At 58.3% G+C, this 20,455-nt stretch carries 21 protein-coding genes; 9 read left to right on the top strand and 12 right to left on the bottom strand.

Annotation, left to right across the window (positions count from 1 at the left end; all coding sequences use genetic code 11):
- Positions 1–4: 4 nt before the first annotated feature.
- The 6 genes from ADIMK_RS11425 to sodB form a co-directional block, all read right to left on the bottom strand.
- The gene (locus ADIMK_RS11425) at positions 5–1,141 is read right to left on the bottom strand and encodes a DmpA family aminopeptidase (protein ID WP_051692878.1); all 1,137 of its coding nucleotides are present in this window, start codon (positions 1,139–1,141) and stop codon (positions 5–7) included.
- A 28-nt stretch (positions 1,142–1,169) separates the two neighbouring features.
- Positions 1,170–2,003 (bottom strand): ABC transporter permease, encoded by an 834-nt coding sequence (locus ADIMK_RS11420; RefSeq protein WP_036188021.1) that lies wholly within the window; start codon positions 2,001–2,003, stop codon positions 1,170–1,172.
- Positions 2,004–2,005: 2 nt separating this feature from the next.
- On the bottom strand, positions 2,006–2,917 hold the full coding sequence (locus ADIMK_RS11415) for an ABC transporter permease (RefSeq protein ID WP_036188019.1): 912 nt from the start codon (positions 2,915–2,917) through the stop codon (positions 2,006–2,008).
- The gene (locus ADIMK_RS11410) at positions 2,914–4,059 is read right to left on the bottom strand and encodes an ABC transporter ATP-binding protein (RefSeq protein ID WP_051692877.1); all 1,146 of its coding nucleotides are present in this window, start codon (positions 4,057–4,059) and stop codon (positions 2,914–2,916) included. Before ADIMK_RS11410 ends, ADIMK_RS11415 begins: the two co-directional genes overlap by 4 nt.
- Before the next feature lie 83 nt (positions 4,060–4,142).
- Entirely contained in the window at positions 4,143–5,201 is a 1,059-nt protein-coding gene (locus ADIMK_RS11405) for a polyamine ABC transporter substrate-binding protein (RefSeq protein ID WP_036188016.1), read from the bottom strand.
- A gap of 215 nt (positions 5,202–5,416) precedes the next feature.
- Entirely contained in the window at positions 5,417–5,998 is a 582-nt protein-coding gene (gene sodB, locus ADIMK_RS11400) for a superoxide dismutase [Fe] (RefSeq protein ID WP_036188014.1), read from the bottom strand.
- 250 nt (positions 5,999–6,248) lie between these two features.
- On the opposite strand from sodB, the gene ADIMK_RS11395 reads away from it, so the two are divergent.
- Entirely contained in the window at positions 6,249–6,530 is a 282-nt protein-coding gene (locus tag ADIMK_RS11395; protein ID WP_036188011.1) for a hypothetical protein, read from the top strand.
- 6 nt (positions 6,531–6,536) lie between these two features.
- Here ADIMK_RS11395 and nudE read toward each other — a convergent pair whose 3' ends face one another.
- On the bottom strand, positions 6,537–7,088 hold the full coding sequence (gene nudE, locus ADIMK_RS11390) for an ADP compounds hydrolase NudE (protein WP_036188008.1): 552 nt from the start codon (positions 7,086–7,088) through the stop codon (positions 6,537–6,539).
- 48 nt (positions 7,089–7,136) lie between these two features.
- Between nudE and yrfG the strand changes: the two genes are divergently transcribed.
- Both yrfG and hslR read left to right on the top strand, forming a co-directional pair.
- Complete coding sequence (gene yrfG / locus ADIMK_RS11385; RefSeq protein WP_036188006.1) at positions 7,137–7,796, top strand: GMP/IMP nucleotidase; 660 nt, start codon at positions 7,137–7,139, stop codon at positions 7,794–7,796.
- On the top strand, positions 7,789–8,193 hold the full coding sequence (gene hslR, locus ADIMK_RS11380; protein WP_036188003.1) for a ribosome-associated heat shock protein Hsp15: 405 nt from the start codon (positions 7,789–7,791) through the stop codon (positions 8,191–8,193). Before yrfG ends, hslR begins: the two co-directional genes overlap by 8 nt.
- A gap of 11 nt (positions 8,194–8,204) precedes the next feature.
- On the opposite strand, the gene ADIMK_RS11375 is transcribed toward hslR, so the two are convergent.
- The gene (locus ADIMK_RS11375; protein ID WP_036188000.1) at positions 8,205–8,996 is read right to left on the bottom strand and encodes a phosphatase PAP2 family protein; all 792 of its coding nucleotides are present in this window, start codon (positions 8,994–8,996) and stop codon (positions 8,205–8,207) included.
- 131 nt (positions 8,997–9,127) lie between these two features.
- Between ADIMK_RS11375 and hslO the strand changes: the two genes are divergently transcribed.
- Together hslO and ADIMK_RS11365 are read left to right on the top strand one after the other, a co-directional pair.
- On the top strand, positions 9,128–10,003 hold the full coding sequence (gene hslO / locus ADIMK_RS11370) for an Hsp33 family molecular chaperone HslO (RefSeq protein ID WP_036187997.1): 876 nt from the start codon (positions 9,128–9,130) through the stop codon (positions 10,001–10,003).
- 135 nt (positions 10,004–10,138) lie between these two features.
- Entirely contained in the window at positions 10,139–11,713 is a 1,575-nt protein-coding gene (locus ADIMK_RS11365) for a phosphoenolpyruvate carboxykinase (protein ID WP_255344277.1), read from the top strand.
- Between the two features lie 75 nt (positions 11,714–11,788).
- Here the strand turns inward: ADIMK_RS11365 and ppx are convergent, their stop codons facing one another.
- A complete protein-coding gene (ppx, locus tag ADIMK_RS11360; RefSeq protein WP_438267748.1) occupies positions 11,789–13,336 on the bottom strand; it encodes an exopolyphosphatase in 1,548 nt (515 codons plus the stop codon).
- A gap of 225 nt (positions 13,337–13,561) precedes the next feature.
- Here ppx and trxA point away from each other — a divergent pair, with 225 nt between their 5' ends.
- The 4 genes from trxA (at position 13,562) to ADIMK_RS11340 (ending at position 17,257) form a co-directional block, all read left to right on the top strand.
- The gene (trxA, locus tag ADIMK_RS11355) at positions 13,562–13,888 is read left to right on the top strand and encodes a thioredoxin TrxA (protein ID WP_036187991.1); all 327 of its coding nucleotides are present in this window, start codon (positions 13,562–13,564) and stop codon (positions 13,886–13,888) included.
- Positions 13,889–14,111: 223 nt separating this feature from the next.
- Entirely contained in the window at positions 14,112–15,371 is a 1,260-nt protein-coding gene (gene rho, locus ADIMK_RS11350) for a transcription termination factor Rho (RefSeq protein WP_036187988.1), read from the top strand.
- A 106-nt stretch (positions 15,372–15,477) separates the two neighbouring features.
- A complete protein-coding gene (gene ubiD / locus ADIMK_RS11345; protein ID WP_036187975.1) occupies positions 15,478–16,962 on the top strand; it encodes a 4-hydroxy-3-polyprenylbenzoate decarboxylase in 1,485 nt (494 codons plus the stop codon).
- Positions 16,952–17,257 carry a 2Fe-2S iron-sulfur cluster-binding protein gene (locus tag ADIMK_RS11340; RefSeq protein ID WP_036187973.1) on the top strand — a complete coding sequence of 102 codons (306 nt, stop codon included), beginning with the start codon at positions 16,952–16,954 and terminating at the stop codon, positions 17,255–17,257. The genes ubiD and ADIMK_RS11340 overlap by 11 nt, the downstream gene beginning before the upstream one ends.
- A gap of 65 nt (positions 17,258–17,322) precedes the next feature.
- Here ADIMK_RS11340 and ADIMK_RS11335 read toward each other — a convergent pair whose 3' ends face one another.
- The 3 genes from ADIMK_RS11335 to ADIMK_RS11325 form a co-directional block, all read right to left on the bottom strand.
- Positions 17,323–17,817 (bottom strand): TIGR00645 family protein, encoded by a 495-nt coding sequence (locus ADIMK_RS11335; RefSeq protein WP_036187971.1) that lies wholly within the window; start codon positions 17,815–17,817, stop codon positions 17,323–17,325.
- Positions 17,818–17,887: 70 nt separating this feature from the next.
- On the bottom strand, positions 17,888–19,156 hold the full coding sequence (locus tag ADIMK_RS11330) for a heme biosynthesis HemY N-terminal domain-containing protein (RefSeq protein WP_036187970.1): 1,269 nt from the start codon (positions 19,154–19,156) through the stop codon (positions 17,888–17,890).
- On the bottom strand, positions 19,153–20,448 hold the full coding sequence (locus ADIMK_RS11325; RefSeq protein WP_036187968.1) for a uroporphyrinogen-III C-methyltransferase: 1,296 nt from the start codon (positions 20,446–20,448) through the stop codon (positions 19,153–19,155). The genes ADIMK_RS11330 and ADIMK_RS11325 overlap by 4 nt, the downstream gene beginning before the upstream one ends.
- Between the last annotated feature and the right edge of the window lie 7 nt (positions 20,449–20,455).

Below are 20,455 nucleotides of genomic sequence, written 5' to 3'. Positions count from 1 at the left end.
CCCCTTAGGCACTGTTTCGTAGATTCAGTGCGGTGCTCACCAGATCCACCAACCGGTCGGTGTCAATCGCCCTGCAGACCTTGCCCGGTGGGCGGAACGTGGGCATATCCTCGGCGGCGACCATGGCGTTGATAACCGCTTCGTCCACCGCTTCCACGGCCGCCATGTAAAGCGGATCGAAGCACTCGTCGTTAAGTGCCTGCATCGAAAGATGCGATCCAGACAGCTGTGGCAGTGGCATGGGGTTGGCGGTACTGAACGCGATAAATATATCGCCGGAGTTGTTGCCGCCGGGTGTTCCGGCCTGACCGATACCGATGGCAGCACGTTTGGCCAGACGCTGTAACTGGTGGGGCAGCATGGGCGCATCGGTGGCGAGCACCACGATAATCGAGCCTTTTTCCTTGTTGTTGTGCAGGCTGTCGCCCGGCATCGCCTGACCGACAGGCACGCCGAGTACTTTCAGCCATGGACGCAGACCATGATTGGCCTGTACCAGTGCGCCGATGGTATAGGTCCGGCCGTCAACTTCGATCAGGCGCGAGGATGTGCCTGTGCCACCCTTGAATTCATACGCGATCATGCCGGTGCCACCACCAACGCACCCCTCTTCGGGTATGCCTGTGTCGGCCGCATCAATGGCGGCACGGGCATCTTCGGCGGTTACATGTTGGCCGTCGATGTCATTGAGCACGCCGTCGTAGGTCTCGGCGACGACCGGCATCGCCCAGAGATGGGTTCTCTGCCAGGCGTCGGCGTACTGATCGATCATCCAGCGCGTTGCGGCATGATGCGCCATGCCGACGCTGTGTGAATTGGTAATCATCATCGGGCCGACAAAGTAACCGCCGTCGCGTATCCAGTGGCTGCCGGTCATCTCGCCATTGCCGTTGAGTGCATGAATACCTGCCCAGACAGGTTTGGGGTCGTTGTCCCGTCCTCGGGGAAGGATGGCGGTGACGCCGGTATTCACCGGTTTACCCTCACGGACTTCGCGCAGGGTGCGATAACCCACAAGCAAGCCGGCCACATCGGTGATGGCGTTGTGCGGCCCGGGGGTGCCCGGGAAGGGCAGTCCAAGATCTCGCGCGCGGGGCTTGCGACGGGCGTTCGGATCGAGTGTGTGAGAGGCGTTTTTCATAGCAGCATCCGTTAAAACAGTGGCAAAGTCAGAGTCGTTTCTCACTGCGCGCACGCAGATATATTCCGAGAGAGGCAACGATGATCGAGAACATCAGCAGCATGCTGGCGATGGCATTGATTTCCGGTTTTACCCCGCGGCGAATCATGCTGAGGATGAAAACAGGCAAGGTGGTCGCGTCGACACCGCTGATGAAGTAGGTGATCACCAGATCATCCATCGAGATGATGAACGCGAGCATCAGGCCACCCATCACGCCGGGCAGTATTCGAGGCAAGGTGATGCGCCGGAATGTTGTGAAGGGTGTAGCGCCGAGGTCGGCTGAGGCTTCTTCGAGCGACGGGTCCATGCCGGCGAGCCGTGCGCTGACGATGATGAACACGTAGCTGATCAGGAAGGTGCAGTGGCCGATCATGATCGTGGTCACGCCCAGATCGATACCGATACTGACGAAAAATATCAGCAGTGCGATACCGAGCACGATGTCCGGCATCATCATTGGCGTCATCATCAGGGCCCGATAAAACCCCTCCAGACGCACGCGAAAACGGTAGAGTGCCAGCGCTGCGGCTGTGCCGAGCAGCGTGGACAGACTGGCGGCGACACTGGCCACGATCAGACTGTTCTGTACAGCTCCAATCAGTTGATCGGTGGATTCAACATAGAGAGTGGCTTCGGTCACCTCGGCGGAGAAGCCGAAAATGGTGCGGTACCAGTCGAAGGTAAAGCTCTGCCACACCATCATGTTGATCGGATTGCTGTTAAACGAGTAGACGAAAATCAGCCCGATCGGCAGGTAGATGAAAAGGAAAAACAGAACGCCGTAGAGGCTAAGTAGCCGTGTTGAAAAGGTAGAGTGCATGGTCAGACTCCTTCGCCGCGGCTTGCGCCGATACTGCGGGATTGCACACGAACATAAATCAGCAGAAGGAACAGCATCGCGGCCATTATCATGAACGAGAGCGCGGCGCCGAACGGCCAGTTGCGGGCATATAGGAACTGCTGCTCGATCAGGTTGCCCACCATCATCACCTTGGCGCCACCCAGCAGGCCGGGCACGATGAAGTTACCGAGGCTTGGAATAAACACGATGATCGCGCCAGAGATTACCCCTGGCAGCGTGAGCGGAAGAATCACCCGGAAGAAGGTGCGCACAGGGCTGGCGCCAAGGTCCTGAGACGCCTCGATGAGGCTGCCTGGCAGCTTCTCGATGCTGGCGTAGATCGGCAGGAACATGAAGGGCAGAAAGATGTAGGTCATGCCCACGATTACGGCGCCTTCGGTGTACATCATCTCCAGCGGCTCACTGATAAGGCCCAGCGACATCAGCAACTGATTGATCACGCCGGTGGGTCTTAAAATCAGCAGCCAGGCGTAGAGACGCACGATCATGCTGACAAAGAAGGGCAGCGTAATCAGGAACATGCAGATAGAGCGGGTGCGCGAGGGCAGTCGGCTGATCCAGAACGCGGCCGGATAGCAGATCAGCAGTGTAGTGGCGACCGTGATCAAAGCCAGGCGCACGGATTTGGCGAAGGTCTCGAGATAGATCGGGTCGAACTCTTCATACAGACCGTCTGCCCAGCCAAAGATGCGGCCGTAGTTCTGATCATAAAAAGTCCACTCGACACCGCCGTAGATACCCGGCTCCAGCAGGCTGTAGGTCACCATGATCGCCAGCGGGCCGCAAAAGAACACAAGCAGGAACAGTGTCGTGGGCGAGAGCAGCATGAGCGGTTGCAGCCACCGGGGCCGTGGGAGGTTTGACTTGATCATGCTGCGCCTCGCAGGGGGGTACTGCCGGCAATCAGGTGCAGCTGCTCGGGCGCGTAACTCAGACCGATGTTTTGTCCCACGCTCAGCGGTGTGTTGACGTCGGTAACCCGCACTTTGATCAGGCTTTGATCGTTCAGCGTGCAGATCAGCTGGTACTCCGTGCCGAGGAAGATCACCTCTGTAATGCGGGCATTGAGCTGCGCTTGAGGTGCTTCGGGCGCGCACAGGTGGAGATGTTCCGGGCGGATTACCGCTGTTACCTGACGGCCGTTGTCGAAGTTGCGAAGATCGAGTTGTTTGCTGCACAGGGGCAGCGGATTACCCGTCGAGCTGATCAGCGTCGCGTCGGCGATCTTGCCCGAGAACAGGTTGCTTTCGCCGATAAAGCGCGCAACGAACTCGCTGGCCGGGTGGTCGTATATCTCCCGCGGTGAGGCTAGTTGTTCGATGCGCCCGCCGTTGAAAATGGCGATGCGGTCGGACATGGTCAACGCCTCCTCCTGATCATGGGTGACGAACACGAAGGCGATGCCGAGTTCATGCTGGAGGCGCTTGAGTTCTATCTGCATCTGCTGACGCAGATTCCGATCCAGCGCGGAAAGCGGTTCGTCGAGCAGCAATAATCGTGGGCGGTTGACGATGGCGCGTGCCAGCGCGACGCGCTGCTGCTGACCGCCGGAAAGCTGTTCCGGGCGTCGCTGACCCATATCACCAAGGCCGACCATCTCCAGTGCCTCTTCTGAGCGGGCGATGCGTTCACGTCGGCCGACACCGGCAGCCTCAAGACCGTATCCTATGTTTTGCAAAACGGTCATGTGTGGGAAGAGAGCGTAGGACTGGAAGACAGTATTCACCGGCCGTTTGTGTGCCGGTCGGCGTGCCATGGACTCGCCACCGATGGCGATATCGCCGGAGTCCAGTCGTTCGAACCCGGATATGCAACGTAGAAGTGTGGTTTTGCCGCAGCCTGATGGGCCGAGCAGCGTGACGAATTCATTTTCGAAAATATCGAGATCGACCCCGCGCAGGGCGTGGACCTGCCCACCTTCGGGGGTTTTGAAACTACGATGAGCGCATTGAATGCTCAATACCACATCGTTGGTCGTGTTCGTCCTTGAGGCAGTTTGTTGTGCAGCTGGCATGGGTTTTCTCCAGGTCTTGATTGCCGGATCGGTAAAAATGAGGGGCACTGCTGCTGTTATTATGAGCGACGAACTTCCAGCGGCTACTGGCTGGTTTTGAAGCGGGTCCAAACGCGGTCGTACAGGCGAAGCCCCTTGCCCAAGTCGGTGAACATCTGCAACCGGGACATGGTGTCGGCCGCAGGGTTCACGTTGGGGTTGTTCTTCAAAGCGTCCGGCAGCAGTTCGATGGCGTCTTTGTTGGCAGTGCCGTTCATCTGCTGAGCCGTATTCAGTGCGGCTATCTCGGGTTGAGTGAAAAACTCCAGGAAGCGGATCGCGTTCTCCTTATTAGGCGCGGTTTTCAGAACGCACATGTTTTCCTGGTACTTGGTCGCGCCTTCGGCGGGGATCACATAGTCCAGCGTGTCCGGTGCCTGAGTGACATACATCATCGCGCCCACATACCAATGAGCAGCAGCGATATCGCCCGACTGGACCATCGGAATACTGTCGTATGTGAATGCGGCGATTCCCTGTTTGTAGGGTTCCAGGAAGGCGGCAGCTGCTTTTAGCTCGTCAGGATCGGTGCTATTGACCGAGTTGCCGTTCATGATCAGACCCACGCCGAGTGTTTCGCGCATGTCATCGAGCATCGTGACCTTCTGTCCCTTTTCCGTCAGTGCGAAAAAGTCCTTCCAGGAGGTCACCTTGCCGGCAAGCTTTTTGTTGTAGACGATGCCAACACTGCCCCACGCATAGGGCAGGCAATACTCGCCCTTGGGGTCGGTTGTGGCTGTCAGGAACGCCGGGTCCACATGGGAGAATCCGGTGTATTGGTTGATGTCGGTCTTCTCGAGCATGCCAAGGTGTGCCATGACATCCTGCATATGCACCGAAGGGAAGATGATGTCATACCCTTTGGCTCCCGCCTGCAGTTTTGCCAGCATCTCCTCGTTGGAACCGTAGGTGTCTAGGGTCACTTCGATACCGGTTTCAGCTGTAAATCGGGTGAGGACTTCCGGGTTTATATAGTCGCCCCAGTTGTACAGGTTGAGGCTTTCCTGAGCGGATACATGGGTGGGTAGAATAGTGACGGCAGAAGCTGCCATTACCGAGAGAGCAAGGCGTTTCAGGTCGCCACCCCTTGATGAGTTTTTCATCGTGGTTTACTCCTCTACAGCGCCTCCTGATGAGGCGATATTGGGTCGTTGAGTCCTCCTTAAATGTCGATGCGTGGTAATAATCTGTCAATAACAAAATATGGTACAAAAATACCATTGATGGTTTTGGGGGACGATAATGTCCGTTCTGCGTGATTATGGAAGAGGCATAAAAAAAGGCGCCGTCGGGCGCCTTTTTGAATAAGAACAGTAACTTATGCGAAGTTCTGGTTAACGAATTCCCAGTTAACCAGCGCCCAGAAACCTTTCAGGTAATCCGGACGTACGTTGCGGTAGTCGATGTAGTAAGCGTGTTCCCACAGGTCAACGGTCAGCAGTGCAGTCTGGCCGCTGGTCATCGGGGTGCCGGCGTTGCTGGTGTTGACGATCTCCAGAGAGCCGTCGGCGTTCTTGACCAGCCAGGTCCAGCTGGAACCGAAGTTGTTCACAGCCTTGTCGTTAAACTCTTCCTGGAACTTCTCGAAAGAGCCCCACTTGGCGTTGATCGCGTCAGCGATAGCACCAGTCGGCGCGCCGCCGGCGTTCGGTGCCAGGCAGTGCCAGTAGAAGGTGTGGTTCCAGATTTGGGCTGCGTTGTTGAATACGCCGCCTGCCGGAGCAGTCTTGATGATCTCTTCCAGAGACTTGCCTTCGAACTCAGTGCCCGGTACCAGACCGTTCAGCTTCACAACGTAGGTGTTGTGATGCTTGCCGTGATGGTATTCCAGAGTTTCTGCAGAGATGTGCGGCTCCAGGGCATCCTTTGCGTAAGGCAGTGCTGGCAGTTCAAAGCTCATAGTAATTCACCTTAAATGTTTGACAGGTTTCGAAAGCGCCGGGCTTTTGACCCACGGGCTTTCAAGCATAAAACCGGGTTGTTCTTCGCTCACCCTCGGCGGTCTGCTGATCATAGCACCCTTTTTGGGTCGGAATCATGGCACAGTCTGTACTGTTATTCCGACCTCGAGTGCGACTAATAGTTAGCTGAAACGCCGCCTCAGTGTACATAGAATGGGGGCTCTTATAACGATTACAAGGCTGGATGCAATGGGTAAAGTGTTTCTGTGGATGGGGGTGGTGCTGCTGGCAATCTATCTGGTGAAGTCCCAGTACCTGAGTTCGAAAACCTGGGGTCCCTTCCGTGATGGCTGTCTGGCCTCGGGCGGCGCCACAGAGGAGCAGTGCAGCTGTCTCTCCGATTATGTCCACGAGCGCTTCAGCGATCAGGAGGTGCAACGAATCATGGATACCCGCATCACTGATCCGGTATTCGCTGAAAAGGTCAACAAGACCGTAGTGGCCGGCACGCTGGCGTGCCGTAACCCCTGATCCTGTTTAGCAGTTTTCGTTTTCCAGCCAGTGCCGGGCCAGGTAGAGCGCGGCAATGGCCCGGCCTTCGGAAAAGTCATCGCGCAGGATAAGTTCCTCCAGTCGACTCAGCGGCCAGGGAACCCGTTCCAGCGGCTCTGGCTCGTCACCTTCGAGTTTGCTGGGATATAGGTCGCGGGCGAGAATCACATCGATGCTATGCCCCATGTAGTTTGGGGCCGATGACAGGTTCTTCAGCATTACCATCTCGCGGGCGCCGAACCCGACCTCTTCCTGAAGCTCTCGATTGGCCGCTTGCAGCGAATCTTCGCCAGGGTCGATCAGACCCTTGGGCAGGGTCAGCACGTAGTCATGCAGCCCGGCGGCGTACTCCCGGATCAGCTGGACATTCATCTCCTCGTCCAGTGCCACCACCATGACGGCACCCCGGCCGCGCAGTGCCAGACGTTCGAAGCGTCGTTCTGCGCCGTTGCTGAAGCGCAGGTCCAGCGCTTCGACATGGAACAGCCGACTCTCGGCTACCTTGGTTACCTTCAAAATCTCGGGCTTTCGCGGCATACTCACGTTCCGTTATTCGTCTCCATCCAAGCTGAGTGTTCCCTGATTATGGTGGATTGGCAAGCCGTGGATACCGTTCTGCTTGATATGGACGGTACTCTGCTCGACCTGCACTTCGACTCCCACTTCTGGCTCGAGTTTCTGCCGTTGCGATATGCACAGCGGCATGGGCTTGATGTGGAAACCTCACGCGACCCGCTGATCGAACGGATCATGGCGCAGCGTGGATCGCTGAACTGGTACTGTCTGGATTACTGGAGTCGCGAACTGGAGTTGCCGATTGCGGAGCTCAAACGCGAGGTTGCCGATCGCATCGCGTATCGAGCCGGTGTAGAGGCCTTTCTGGCCGCGCTGCGCCGCAGCGGCCGACGCACACTGATCGTGACCAATGCACACCGCGACAGTCTGAATTTGAAGATAGAGCGCACCGATATCGATCAACAGGTGGATCGGGTGCTGTGTTCCCACGATTTCGGTCTGCCCAAGGAGGATGTCGGCTTCTGGGCTAAGCTGAAAGAGGTGGAGCCCTTCGATGAGCAACGCACGCTGCTGATTGACGACAGTCTCCCGGTGCTGCACTCGGCGCAACGCTATGGCATTCGGCACCTGCTCTGCATTGCGCAGCCGGACAGCCGTCAACCTGCACGGGAGATCGAAGGGTTCGATGCAATAACCGATTTTGCCGAGGTGATGCCACCGAATGAGTAAACACGCCGATAAACACGAAGACCAGGACCACAAGATCCGTCTCGATAAGTGGCTTTGGGCAGCGCGTTTCTACAAGACCCGGGCGATTGCCAAGGCGATGATCGAGGGCGGTAAGGTGCACTATGACGGACAGCGCACCAAGTGCAGCAAGGTTGTCGAGATCGGGGCCAAGCTGCAGATCAGGCAGGGCAACGAGGAGAAAACCGTCGAGGTGCTGGCGTTGTCGGACCAGCGCCGTGGCGCACCGGAAGCGCAGAAATTGTATCGTGAAACACCCGAAAGCATCCGAGCCCGCGAAGAGTGGGCGGCCCAGCGCAAAGAGCTGGGCAGTGGCCCCGATCATCGCCCGAACAAGAAAAGTCGTCGTGAGTTACTGCGTATCAAGGGCCATTTCTGATTCAGCTGTGCTCAATCCTGGCGGCAGAAAAACGGCAGTCTGCCGAGTAGCGGAATGCGTCCGGCCAGACGGAACAGGGGGCCGGCCAGTTTAAGCAGCCCGCGGTTGATCCATTCCGCAACTGGTGAAGCGAATGCCCAGCTCAGCGTGATCAATGCCATCACCATTCCGCCAACGGCCACGTCGGCAAGCCAGTGGGCGCCCCCGATCAGCCGCGGCAGCACAAGCCATAGGGTGACGGCTGCCAACACCGATACCTTCAGCCAGCGGCGGGCGTTGAACGCCAGAAAGCCGAACCAGATCAGCAGTACGCTGGCGTGATCGCCGGGAAAACTGGTCGAGGCACTGTCCTTGGCGGGAATGTCGGGACGCAACTCGGAAAAGCGGTAGGCTGGCTCCAGCACGAGGGATGGGCTCTGCCCACTTAGCCCGTACGCCTGTGTGATCTCGCTCAACAGCTCGCGTGCCGGCAGCATCAGGATCATCAGACTGATAAACCCGCACAGCGCCGCCTGCAGACGCTCGCGCGGCAGCACCAGAGGGAAGGTCAGGAAAAGCAGCAGCAATACGCCTGTGGCCGCATCGACTTCGCGGGAGTTCATCCATGCCCAGAACCAGGTCCAGGCTCCGTTACCGGCCAGTGTACCGTTGAGGGCGTAAAACAGCGTGGCTCCCATCGACTGCCATGCCGCGTGCCCTGCGGGCAACACATAGCTGAGCAGCAGAAGAAGGGCTGCAACATGACCGGCAATCAGGCCGGACCAGTGCCAGCGAGTGGAAAAAAGAGGGCGCGGGGTGATCATTGAATACTCTATCGGTTAAAATCGGCTATTCATTCTAAACACCCGCGGGCTCCGGCTCCATAGTACAAGTGACCGGTGCCGATCCGAACCGGCACAACCGCCTGTTTTTCAGGCTTTTTAATAGGTGATACGTGAGTAACAGCGATCAGATTCAGCGCATCCTTTTCGACGAGATCGATGTCCGTGGCGTCGTGGCACGGGTGGAAGAGAGCTATGCGGAGGTGTTGTCCAGAGCCAGCTATCCGCCGGCGATTCAGCGCATACTGGGCGAGATGCTCGCGGCGGTCAGCCTGCTGAGCTCGAACCTGAAGTTTGAAGGACGTCTGATACTGCAGGCGCAGGGTGACGGCGCTTTGCGTGTTCTGATGGCCGAGTGCCGCCACCACCACGAGCTGCGTGCGATTGCGAGACTCGACGGCGAAATCGATGACGCCGCTGCATTTAACGAGTTGCTGGTCAACGGCCGACTGGCGATTACGATCGAACCGGATGTGGGGCAGCGTTATCAGGGCGTCGTACCATTGGAAGGCGCTACACTGGCGGCTTGTCTGGAGGCTTACTTCCGCCAGTCGGAACAGCTGGGCACATCGATCCGTCTGAGTGCCGACGGACAGCGTGCCGCTGGTATGTTGTTGCAGGTTCTGCCGGCGGCCGGAACCGGTGAAGACGACTGGCAGCGCATCAGCATGCTGGCGTCGACCCTTAGTGATGCTGAGCTGTTGGGGCTGGATAACGAGACTATGCTGTTCCGCCTGTTTCACGAGGAGCAGTGCCGTCTTTACGAGCCCGAGACGCTGGAGTTCAAATGCGACTGTACCCGTGCGCGCAGTGCCCATGCATTGCAGATGATGACGGAAGAGGAGCTGCTGAGTCTGGCCGAAGAGCATGACGGTGTAGTGGAAGTGAGTTGTCACTTCTGCAATATGCTATACAGCTTCGATACGGCGGATATAAAAGCGCTGTTCAGCAACGGCGGCCCGCTTGAGTCTCCGGGGCAGGTGCACTGAGTGCAGGCTAATCCGAAATGAGAAATCTTTCGGGTTATCCTGTTGGGCAAGATGTGCGATAATGCGCCTCCCCATAATAACGATTAACGTGGGTCGGACCCGGCTCGCGACAGAACTTATTGCTTTCAGGTAAATTTGGCGCGCAGCCAAGGGAATCAGGTAATGACCACAGAAAACGTCAATCGCGTACACGTGAATCCGTCCCCGGCCGAGTTGGTTGAACTGGCGATCTCACGCAACGAAGGTGTTCTGGCGGACACCGGCGCATTAGTCGTAACAACCGGCAAACGCACCGGCCGCTCCCCGATGGACCGTTATATCGTGGAAGAGCCGAGCACGGCCGATTCCATCGATTGGGGCAGCATCAACCGTCCGTTCGACGCGGACAAGTTCGATGATCTGTGGGATCGTGTGGAAGCCTATCTGGCCGATCAGGAGCATTATGTCTCCCATGTTCACGTTGGCTCCGATCCGAGTCACTACCTGCCGGTTAAAATGTCGACCCAGACTGCGTGGCAGAACCTGTTTGGTCTGAACCTGTTTATCCGCCCGCACGAGTATAACCCGAAGGGTAAAGAGGAGTGGCAGATCCTCAACGTGGCGGGCTTCGAGTGTGTTCCCGAGCGTGACGGCACCAACTCCGATGGCTGTGTCATCCTGAACTTCGCCAAACGCAAGGTGCTGATCGCTGGTATGCGTTACGCCGGTGAGATGAAAAAGGCGATGTTCTCCGTACAGAACTTCCTGCTGCCGGAAAAAGACGTGCTGCCGATGCACTGCTCTGCCAACATCGGTGAAGACGGCTCTACCACGCTGTTCTTCGGTCTCTCCGGTACCGGCAAGACCACCCTGTCTGCAGACCCGACCCGTTACCTGATCGGTGACGATGAGCACGGCTGGGGCAAGGGTGTAGTGTTCAACATTGAAGGTGGCTGCTATGCCAAGACCATCAATCTGAGCAAGAAGAACGAACCGATCATTTGGGACGCGATCCGTTTCGGTGCCATCGTTGAGAACGTTCACCTGGACGCCAAGCGTCACGCTGATTACAACGACACGCACCTGACCGAGAACGGTCGCTGCGCCTACCCGCTTGAGCATGTCGAGAAGCGCTCCGCTACCAACATGGGTGGCGAGCCGGATTCCATCGTGTTCCTGACCTGCGACCTGACAGGCGTGCTGCCGCCGGTATCGGTGCTGACCAAGGAAGCGGCCGCTTACCACTTCCTGTCCGGTTACACGGCGCTGGTTGGTTCCACCGAGATGGGCTCCGGCGGTGGTATCAAATCCACCTTCTCCACCTGCTTCGGCGCGCCTTTCTTCCCGCGTCCGGCCCATGTATACGCTGATCTGCTGATCAAGCGTATCGAAGAGTTCGGCTCCCGCGTATACCTGGTTAACACCGGTTGGACCGGCGGTTCTTACGGTACAGGTGAGCGTTTCAGCATTCCGACCACTCGCGGCATTATCAGCGCTATTCAGAGCGGAGCACTGAAAGACTGCGAAACCGAGTATCTGCCGGGTATCAACCTGTCTGTGCCCGTCGAGGTGCCGGGTGTTGACACGGCTCTGCTGAACCCGCGCAAAACCTGGGCTGATCCGGCAGCATACGATGCGGCAGCAGCCAAGCTGGTCGAGCAGTTCGTCACCAACTTCAAGAAGTTCGATGGTGTTTCTGAGGCGATTGTAGACGCGGGTCCGAAGTTCTAAGTCTATCCGTTTCAACATACAAACAACGCCCCGTGAGAACGGGGCGTTTTTGTTTGTGCAGGCAGTGGCGTTGGCTTAATGAATCTGCAGTTCGAAACTGATTGCGCGCAGGTATTCAGCTTCGTTCTCAAGGTCTGCACGGGTGAGGGGGTGATGCTCGAGCCAGCCGGCAGGGAAGCTCAGGTTTAGAGACTTCTCATCCACCTTCAGATGGATGCCCGGCAAGCGCGCGCCGCTGCGACTGCGATGCAGGACAACGGCCAGTCTCAGCAGAATGCAGAGCTTGCGATACGCGCTTTGACGATCCTCCGGAAGCAGTTTGAACTCATCCTTGGGGAACTTGCGACGGTGCCCGCGTGCCAGAAATGCCAGCAGCTGTTGCTCGGTATTGGTGAACCCGGGCAGGTCGGAGTGCTGTAGCAGATAGGCGCTGTGTTTGTGGAACTGGGTATGGGCGATAGTCAGGCCGATCTCGTGGGTGCGGGCGGCCCAGCTCAGCATGTCATGGTATTCGGTGTCCTCCAGCCCCCAGGCCTGCCGTGCCTGAGCCAGCAGATAGAGCGCCGTGGCCTCGATGCGCTGAGACTGTCCGGCATCGACGTGGTAACGCTTTTTCAGCGCTTTGATGGTCCGCTCACGCACGTCCTCGTGTCGTAACCGACCGGCCATGTCATACAGCAGTCCTTCACGCAGAGCGCCTTCGGAATAGTCCATCGCCTCGATGCCCAGCGATTCAAAAATCGCCAGCATGATTGCGACCCCGGAGGGGAGAACGGCACGTCGAGCAGGTTTTATCCCTTCGATTTCAATCTTATCCGCATGTCCGAATTCGATCAGTCGCTCTTTTAGTGCTGTCAGCCCCTTGTGAGTGATCTGATCGCCGAAGCCCATCGACAGGCACGCCTGGCGGATCGCTTTGGCGGTACCCGATGAGCCGATGGTGCTTTGCCAGCTAAGGCGTCGGTAATCCCGTCGAATGGACAGTAACTCGCGAGCCGCAGCGGTGCGGGCCCGGTTGAGGGCGTCCGAGGCGATCTTGCCGTCGGCAAAAAAGCGCTGGGTATAGCTGACACAGCCCATATGAAGGCTTTCAAGTTTCTGTGGTTCGAACCGCGACCCGATGATGAACTCGGTGCTGCCGCCGCCGATGTCGACGACCAGGCGCCGGTCATTGTCGTCCGAGAGGGTATGGGCGACGCCCAGATAGACAAGACGGGCCTCTTCGCGCCCTGCGATCACCTCTATCGGTTTTCCCAGAATCTGTTGTGCCCGGAGGATGAAGACATCTCGGTTCTTGGCCTCACGCAAGGCATTGGTGCCGACGATGCGTATCGCGCTTCGGGGCAGGTCTGCCACCCGTTGGGCGAAGCGGGCCAGGCACTCAAGCCCTCTTTGTTGGGCCTCTTCACTGAGGTGGCTATGTTCATCGAGGCCGGCTCCGAGCTGAACTTTTTCCGACATTACATCGATTGGCTTCAGCTCGCCGTCGGCGACGCGCGCCACTACAATATGAAAACTGTTGGAGCCCAAGTCGATTGCGGCCAACAGTTTGCCCTGTTGACCGCTATCCGCTGATTTGTCCTGTTCGAGCATGCTGAGGCGGCTCTCCGTTCGGTACTTCATCACCGGCACCGTGCCGGACCTGCGCTATACAGCCGCGGAAGAGGGGTCGCCGTGGTTGTGTGCGCACTTCGTGAGAGCGAAAGAGTACCAGAACTTGATAGTGGGTGCAGGCGCAAAAACCCCGCAGGGAGTGGGTTTAACAGGCTGTTCACATTGGTTTGATGCTGGTGGTATTATCACTGGTCAGATTTTTCAACGCACCAGGTGCACTGGAGAGCAGAGCTAATGAGCGAAAATATCGTAAGCGTCACCGATGCCAGCTTCGAAGAAGAGGTATTGAAAGCGGAAGGCGCGGTCCTGGTTGATTACTGGGCTGAGTGGTGCGGTCCATGCAAGATGATCGCGCCGGTACTGGAAGAGATCGCCAAGGAGTACGCGGGCCGCCTGAAGGTTTGCAAGCTCAACATCGATGAGAACAACGAAACTCCGCCGAAATTCGGTATCCGCGGTATCCCGACCCTGATGCTGTTCAAAGGCGGTAACGTGGAAGCCACCAAGGTGGGCGCGCTGTCCAAGTCCCAGCTGGCTGCCTTTGTAGACGCCAATCTCTGATCGATTGGCGGACAGACGCGATGGGCCGGACTCCGGCCATTGCGTTTTCTTAGTTCCCGTGCTGGACAGCTCTTTCCTTAGGCTTTATAGTGTTTTTCACTTATCTGTCCGGCCTCAGGGCCTGCTTCAGGCGTTGTAGCCTAAGCACTTAATATTTCTTCCGACTAACCTTTCCGGTCTCCATCCTGACTATCGGCCATCTTTGGGCTGTTTCCAAAAAACTATGAATCTAACCGAACTTAAAACGAAAAGTGTTCCGGAACTTCTGGATATCGCTACCGAAATGGGCCTTGAAAACATGGCTCGCTCCCGCAAACAGGACGTGATCTTCGCCATTCTGAAGAAACACGCCAAAAGCGGGGAGGATATCTATGGCGACGGTGTTCTCGAGATCTTGCAGGACGGCTTCGGTTTCCTCCGCTCTGCAGACTCCTCCTACCTCGCCGGTCCCGACGACATCTACGTTTCCCCCAGCCAGATCCGCCGCTTTAATCTCCGCACCGGGGATACCATTGCCGGTAAGATTCGCCCGCCGAAGGATGGCGAACGCTACTTCGCACTGCTGAAGGTCAACGAGATCAACTATGATCGACCTGAAAACGCGAAGAACAAGATTCTGTTTGAGAACCTGACGCCGCTGTTTGCGCAGAAACGCCTGCGCATGGAGATCGGTAACGGCAGTACCGAAGATATCACGGCGCGTGTCATCGACCTGGTCTGCCCGATGGGTAAAGGCCAGCGCGCACTGATCGTGTCACCGCCGAAGGCCGGTAAGACACTGATGCTGCAGAACATCGCCAACAGCATCACCCGCAACAACCCGGAGTGCTACCTGATCGTACTGCTGATCGACGAGCGCCCGGAGGAGGTGACCGACATGCAGCGCACGGTGCGCGGCGAAGTGGTTGCCTCCACCTTTGACGAGCCGCCCTCACGCCATGTACAGGTGGCCGAAATGGTGCTGGAGAAGGCCAAGCGCCTGACCGAGCACAAGAAGGACGTGGTGATCCTGCTCGACTCCATCACCCGTCTGGCGCGTGCCTACAACACCGTGATCCCGTCCTCCGGCAAGGTGCTGACCGGTGGTGTCGATGCCCATGCGCTGGAGCGTCCGAAGCGTTTCTTCGGTGCCGCACGTAACATCGAAGAGGGCGGCAGCCTGACCATCATCGCCACCGCGCTGGTCGATACCGGCTCGAAGATGGACGAGGTGATCTTCGAGGAGTTCAAGGGTACCGGTAACTCCGAGGTGCATCTGGATCGCAAGATCGCTGAACGCCGTGTGTTCCCGGCGATCAATATCCGTCGTTCAAGCACCCGTCGCGAAGACCTGCTGACCACCGAGGAGGAGCTGCAGCGGATGTGGATTCTGCGCAAGCTGCTCGACTCGATGGAAGATACCGCAGCAACCGAGTTCGTCATCGACAAGCTGAAGGACTTCAAGACCAACGACGAGTTCTTCATGTCGATGAAGCGCAAGTAACGTCGGCGGTCGACCCGTTCGTCAAGAGGGTGAGTAAGGGAGCCTGCAGCAGCGCTTCACTACTCGCCCTTTTTTATTTCTATTCCGGCAAAGAGTTTGATTGCTGATGAGTAACCCCAAGTACAAGGACCTGCGCGACTTCATCAAAATGCTGGAAGCGCGCGGTGAGCTTAAACGGATCAAGGTCGAGGTCGATCCCTATCTGGAGATGACCGAGATCAGCGATCGTACCCTGCGTGCCAAGGGACCTGCGCTACTGTTTGAAAACCCCAAGGGCTACAACTACCCGGTGCTGACCAACCTGTTTGGCACCCCCGAGCGCGTGGCGCTGGGCATGGGGGAAGAGTCGGTGACGGCGCTGCGTGAAGTCGGCAAGCTATTGGCCCAGCTGAAAGAGCCTGAGCCGCCCAAGGGGATGAAAGACGCCTGGGAGAAGCTGCCGATCTTCAAACAGGTGCTGAATATGGGGCCCAAGGTGGTCAAGAATGCGCCCTGTCAGCACACGCTGATCGAGGGTGATGATGTGGATCTGTACAAGCTGCCGATCCAAACCTGCTGGCCCGGCGATGCCGGTCCCCTGGTGACCTGGCCGCTGGTGGTGACGCGGGGGCCGGAGAAGCCGCGGCAGAATCTGGGCATCTACCGTCAGCAACTGCTCGGCCGCAACAAGCTGATCATGCGCTGGCTCTCCCACCGTGGTGGCGCGCTGGATTTTCGTGAGTGGAAGCTGGCCCATCCGGGCGAGCGTTTTCCCGTTGCGGTGGCGCTCGGAGCAGATCCTGCGACTATCCTCGGTGCCGTGACCCCGGTGCCCGATACCCTGTCGGAATATGCTTTTGCTGGCCTCTTGCGTGGCGGCAAGACCGAGGTGGTGAAGTGTCTGGGCAACGATCTTCAGGTGCCGGCCAGCGCGGAGATTATCCTCGAGGGCTATATCGACCCGGAAGAGATGGCCGATGAGGGGCCCTTTGGCGACCATACCGGCTACTACAACGAGGTGGACCGCTTCCCGGTATTCACTGTCGAGCGGATCACCCAGCGTGAGGTGCCGATCTACCACAGCACCTACACAGGTCGTCCGCCGGATGAGCCAGCGGTGCTCGGTGTGGCGCTGAACGAGGTGTTCGTGCCGATCCTGCAGAAGCAGTTCCCCGAAATCGTCGACTTCTATCTGCCGCCCGAGGGCTGCTCCTACCGCATGGCGGTGGTGACGATGAAGAAGCAGTATCCCGGGCACGCCAAGCGGGTGATGATGGGGGTCTGGTCGTTCCTGAGGCAGTTCATGTACACCAAGTTTGTGATCGTCTGTGACGACGATGTGAACGCGCGCGACTGGAACGATGTGATCTGGGCGATTACCACGCGTATGGATCCCAGCCGTGACACCCTGCTGATCGACAACACCCCGATCGATTATCTCGATTTTGCTTCGCCGGTGTCCGGGCTCGGGTCGAAGATGGGCATGGATGCCACCAACAAATGGCCGGGCGAGACCGACCGTGAATGGGGTGTGCCGATCGAAATGGATGCGCAGGTGAAGAGTCGCGTCGATCAGCTCTGGGATGAGCTGGGTATCTTCGATGACCGTTGAGCACTGGACGGTGTCGCTGCCGGAGGATGGCCTGGCGCTGACGCTGGCGGCGGATATTACCCTGTTGCAGGGGCTGCTCGACGCCGGGGTGGCCCTGCGCCATGCTTGCCGCAACGGGGTATGCGAGATCTGCGCAGCCTGGCTTATAAGCGGTGAGGTAGAGCAGCGTTATCCACAGGGGCAATTCAGTGGTTGCAAGCTGGATCCGCCGAGGATCCAGCTATGTACCGCGCAGGCACGCAGTGCTCTGGTATTGCGCCTGGCGCCTTACGCGCGGCTTAAGCGCGACGCTTGAGCAGGGCTGCTATTTACCACCAGGCAAAGGGCGCAGCCTAAGCATTCAACGGCGTCGCATCCGGCTCAGTGGTGCTTCTTGGTCAGCTTGTCCAGTATGCCCATGGCGAAGGCGGAGAGCACGAAGGTCAGGTGGATGATGACGTACCACATCAGTTGGTCGTTATCGTAGTTCTTGGCATCCATGAAGATCTTCAGCAGATGGATCGAAGAGATCGCCACGATCGAGGCGGCGACCTTGTTCTTCAGGCTGTTGGTGTCCAGTGTGCCCAGCCAGCTCAGCTTCTCGGCGCCCTCGTCGAGGTCGATACGGGACACGAAGTTCTCGTAGCCGGAGAACATCACCATAACCAGCAGTCCGCCGACCAGGGTCAGGTCGATCAGCGACAGCACCACCAGGACGATATCCGCTTCCCCGATCTCCAACACGTGGGGGAGAAGGTGGAACACCTCCTGAAAGAATTTGATGCCCAGTGCGATCAGCGCCAGGCTGAGCCCGAGATAGATGGGCGCCAGTATCCAGCGCGACAGGTACATCAGGCGCTCAAGCTGTTTTTCCATATTCTGTAAACCTCGAACTCTTGCTCATGGATCAGCCGATATGCGGCCGATTGAGCTCGAATTCAATCCCTTAATCGGTGCTGTTTTGCAAAGGCTTCGCCTCGGCCTCCGGTAATGGCAGGCTCGGCAGCGAACCGTTGACCAGCTCGAAGCCCCGGGTGGATGCGGCAGCGGCACGCTCCCGTTCGCCGAGGTGGCTGAGCAAGCGGCCCAGTTCGGCATAGGCTTCGGCGCTGGGCTGCAGCTCGAGGCTGCGTTCGAAGTGCTTGATTGCCGCGCCCCAGTGCTGGTTCTGCATCGACAGGCGGCCGAGCGTGAGTTCCAGCGCCGGGCTGTCATCATGCTTCTTCAGCCAGCCTTTGGCGACCTCCAACTGCTTGTGCGGTGAGCTGCCGGCGATTCGACCGTAGAGCGCGACCAGTTTCTCATCCCAGTTGCGCTTGATCTGCTCACGCAACATCTTTTCGGCTTCGTCTGCGCTGCCGGCCTGAATCATCAACTCGGAGTATTGCTCGATCAGCTGCTGGTTGTGGGTGCAGTTCGGCGGCAGTGACTGCCAGGTATGGGCCACCGCCTGCAGTCGGGTTTTGCTGTCCGCTTCCGCCGGTTGGTTGTTCAGGCTCTGCTTGAGGAGGTTTTCGGCAGCCGTCGACTCCAGCTTGCCGATTTGCTCATCCGGCAGCACCTGGTGGCGCTTTAGGTCGGGCATCAACTGGCTCAGGCTTGCCCAATCGTTCAGGCGGACATACACCTCTTTGAGCAGCTTAAGGACATAGCTGTGCTTGGGTGCCAGGTGCTTGAGGTGCAGCAGAGTCGCCAGCGCCGGTTCGTTCTGGCCCCGGGCGAGCTGAATCTGGGCCTGCACAATGCCGATGGCGACCTCCGCCTGGGGTGTGGATTCGCGGGCTTTCTGCAACAGGCTGTCGGCGGCAGAGGCATCGCCCTGTTCATGGGCGGCCTTGGCGGCGGCCAGATAGTTGATCAGCGGCTGTTCGCTGCGCTCGGCGGCCTGGCTCAGATAACGCTGGGCTTTCCACCAGTTGCCTTCTGACAGTGCCATCAGCCCTTTGAGGGTCTTCTTCTGGGCGATGCGATGGTTACGCTGTCCGCGCCAACTGCGCATGCGTCGCGCCGGGACGCGGGCCCGGCTGATCAGGTTGATCAGGGTATGCAGCACGGCAAAGGCGATGATCGCCATGAGCAGCAGCACCCACAGGCTGGTCTCGATGGTGGTTTCCTTGTAGGCCACCAGCACATAACCGGGATCCTGCACCATCAGCTGGCCGAGCCATGCGCCGGCCAGCAGCAGGATCAGCAGCAGGATAAAAAAGCGTTTCATTGCCCGGCCTCCTGTTTCAGCCGCGCCATCTCACGCAGGTGTTCCTTGAGTGCTTTCAGCGATCCGGAGATGTCCGGGAGTTCCGGTGCAATGTTCAGCGCCGAGAGTTCCTTCAGGGCGCGTAGCAGTGCTTGACTGGTCGCATCTTTTTCGTCGAAGTAGGTGTCAATCCAGCGGGACGCCTTGTCGAGGCTGGCGTCGAACGCCTGCTGCTTGCGTTGCAACAGTGCCAGCTGGGCCTGTTCCAGCATCAGGTGCAGGTTCTGTTGCAGGTAGTAGGTCTGCTCAGGCGACATTAGCGGTTCGATAGGCTCGTCGCGGTGCTGGATAACGACCAGCTTCTCGAACTTGTCCACAGCCCTGTTCCAGGCTGCGGCAGCGCCTTCGGTCCAGCTCTGTTCAACGGACTCGGGCGTGATCTCCTCCAGCATGGAGGGCAATTTGCGCTTGTCGGTGATCGGCGTGACGCGCAGATCGTCGACCTGACGGTTGAGGGCCGCGAGTTTCAGGTAGGTGCCTTCGGTATCCAGTAACGGCACCGCTTCCAGTGCCGCGATGTCCTCGGCCAGTGCCTGACGTACGTTGTACAGGGCAACATCATCGGACTCGCGCAGGATATTGTCGGTGGCCTTGAGGAGGCTCAGGGCGCCATTGGCTGTTTGCTCCATCAATACGCGCTGGTTTGCCAGACGCAGCAGGTACTCCGCCTCGGCCAGTAACCAGTCCTCCCGCGAGGTTTCACGGGTTGCGTTGACCTGCTTGATCGCATCGGTCAGGCGCTGCTGGAGTTGATCGATATTCTGTTTTTCCGCCTCGGCCTGGGCCTGTAGGCTGCCCAGTTGACGGGATACACCGCCAACACGGTCGGCAACGTCGGCGCGGGCATTGGCCAGAGCGGTCTCGACCTGCTGTGTCAGACTGCTCTGGTTGCTGGCATTGGTCTGTTTGAGCTGCCAGCCCTGCCAGAACAGATAGGCAACCCCCGCCAGTGCGACGATAGAACAGAATAGCGCCAGTTTACCTGCCCAGCCTGAACCCTGTCGGGGCGGGGTGGGGGGCTTTTTCGCCGGAGGGGATGGCTCACTGACCGGCTTGGTGCTGGTGGCGGGAGCGCTTTGGGTATCGGGTTTCTTGGTTGAATCCGTACTCGACTGGCTCGGTTCGCTAGTGCTAGCGGTCGCCGCAGCCGGCGGGGCGTCGGCGGTGCTGCCGACATCCTTTTCCGTATCGGTGGGCTGCTGGTCGGGCGTGTTGTCCTGGGTTTGTTCTTCGGGCTTGCGGGTATCGTTCATGCCATCA

Source organism: Marinobacterium lacunae, from assembly GCF_000705555.1.
Classification (GTDB): Bacteria; Pseudomonadota; Gammaproteobacteria; order Pseudomonadales; family Balneatricaceae; genus Marinobacterium_D; species Marinobacterium_D lacunae.
This window is presented reverse-complemented; position numbering and strand designations above follow the sequence as displayed.

Excerpts from the sequence above, each read along its gene's own strand:
- trxA (WP_036187991.1), top strand. The coding sequence starts at position 13,562 with ATGAGCGAAAATATCGTAAGCGTCACCGATGCCAGCTTCGAAGAAGAG.
- nudE (WP_036188008.1), bottom strand. The coding sequence starts at position 7,088 with ATGCCGCGAAAGCCCGAGATTTTGAAGGTAACCAAGGTAGCCGAGAGT.
- ADIMK_RS11340 (WP_036187973.1), top strand. The coding sequence starts at position 16,952 with ATGACCGTTGAGCACTGGACGGTGTCGCTGCCGGAGGATGGCCTGGCG.
- ADIMK_RS11330 (WP_036187970.1), bottom strand. The coding sequence starts at position 19,156 with ATGAAACGCTTTTTTATCCTGCTGCTGATCCTGCTGCTGGCCGGCGCA.
- ADIMK_RS11395 (WP_036188011.1), top strand. The coding sequence starts at position 6,249 with ATGGGTAAAGTGTTTCTGTGGATGGGGGTGGTGCTGCTGGCAATCTAT.
- rho (WP_036187988.1), top strand. The coding sequence starts at position 14,112 with ATGAATCTAACCGAACTTAAAACGAAAAGTGTTCCGGAACTTCTGGAT.
- ADIMK_RS11420 (WP_036188021.1), bottom strand. The coding sequence starts at position 2,003 with ATGCACTCTACCTTTTCAACACGGCTACTTAGCCTCTACGGCGTTCTG.
- yrfG (WP_036188006.1), top strand. The coding sequence starts at position 7,137 with ATGGTGGATTGGCAAGCCGTGGATACCGTTCTGCTTGATATGGACGGT.
- hslR (WP_036188003.1), top strand. The coding sequence starts at position 7,789 with ATGAGTAAACACGCCGATAAACACGAAGACCAGGACCACAAGATCCGT.
- sodB (WP_036188014.1), bottom strand. The coding sequence starts at position 5,998 with ATGAGCTTTGAACTGCCAGCACTGCCTTACGCAAAGGATGCCCTGGAG.
- ppx (WP_438267748.1), bottom strand. The coding sequence starts at position 13,336 with ATGAAGTACCGAACGGAGAGCCGCCTCAGCATGCTCGAACAGGACAAA.
- ADIMK_RS11325 (WP_036187968.1), bottom strand. The coding sequence starts at position 20,448 with ATGAACGATACCCGCAAGCCCGAAGAACAAACCCAGGACAACACGCCC.
- ADIMK_RS11425 (WP_051692878.1), bottom strand. The coding sequence starts at position 1,141 with ATGAAAAACGCCTCTCACACACTCGATCCGAACGCCCGTCGCAAGCCC.
- ADIMK_RS11405 (WP_036188016.1), bottom strand. The coding sequence starts at position 5,201 with ATGAAAAACTCATCAAGGGGTGGCGACCTGAAACGCCTTGCTCTCTCG.
- ubiD (WP_036187975.1), top strand. The coding sequence starts at position 15,478 with ATGAGTAACCCCAAGTACAAGGACCTGCGCGACTTCATCAAAATGCTG.
- ADIMK_RS11335 (WP_036187971.1), bottom strand. The coding sequence starts at position 17,817 with ATGGAAAAACAGCTTGAGCGCCTGATGTACCTGTCGCGCTGGATACTG.
- ADIMK_RS11410 (WP_051692877.1), bottom strand. The coding sequence starts at position 4,059 with ATGCCAGCTGCACAACAAACTGCCTCAAGGACGAACACGACCAACGAT.
- ADIMK_RS11375 (WP_036188000.1), bottom strand. The coding sequence starts at position 8,996 with ATGATCACCCCGCGCCCTCTTTTTTCCACTCGCTGGCACTGGTCCGGC.
- ADIMK_RS11415 (WP_036188019.1), bottom strand. The coding sequence starts at position 2,917 with ATGATCAAGTCAAACCTCCCACGGCCCCGGTGGCTGCAACCGCTCATG.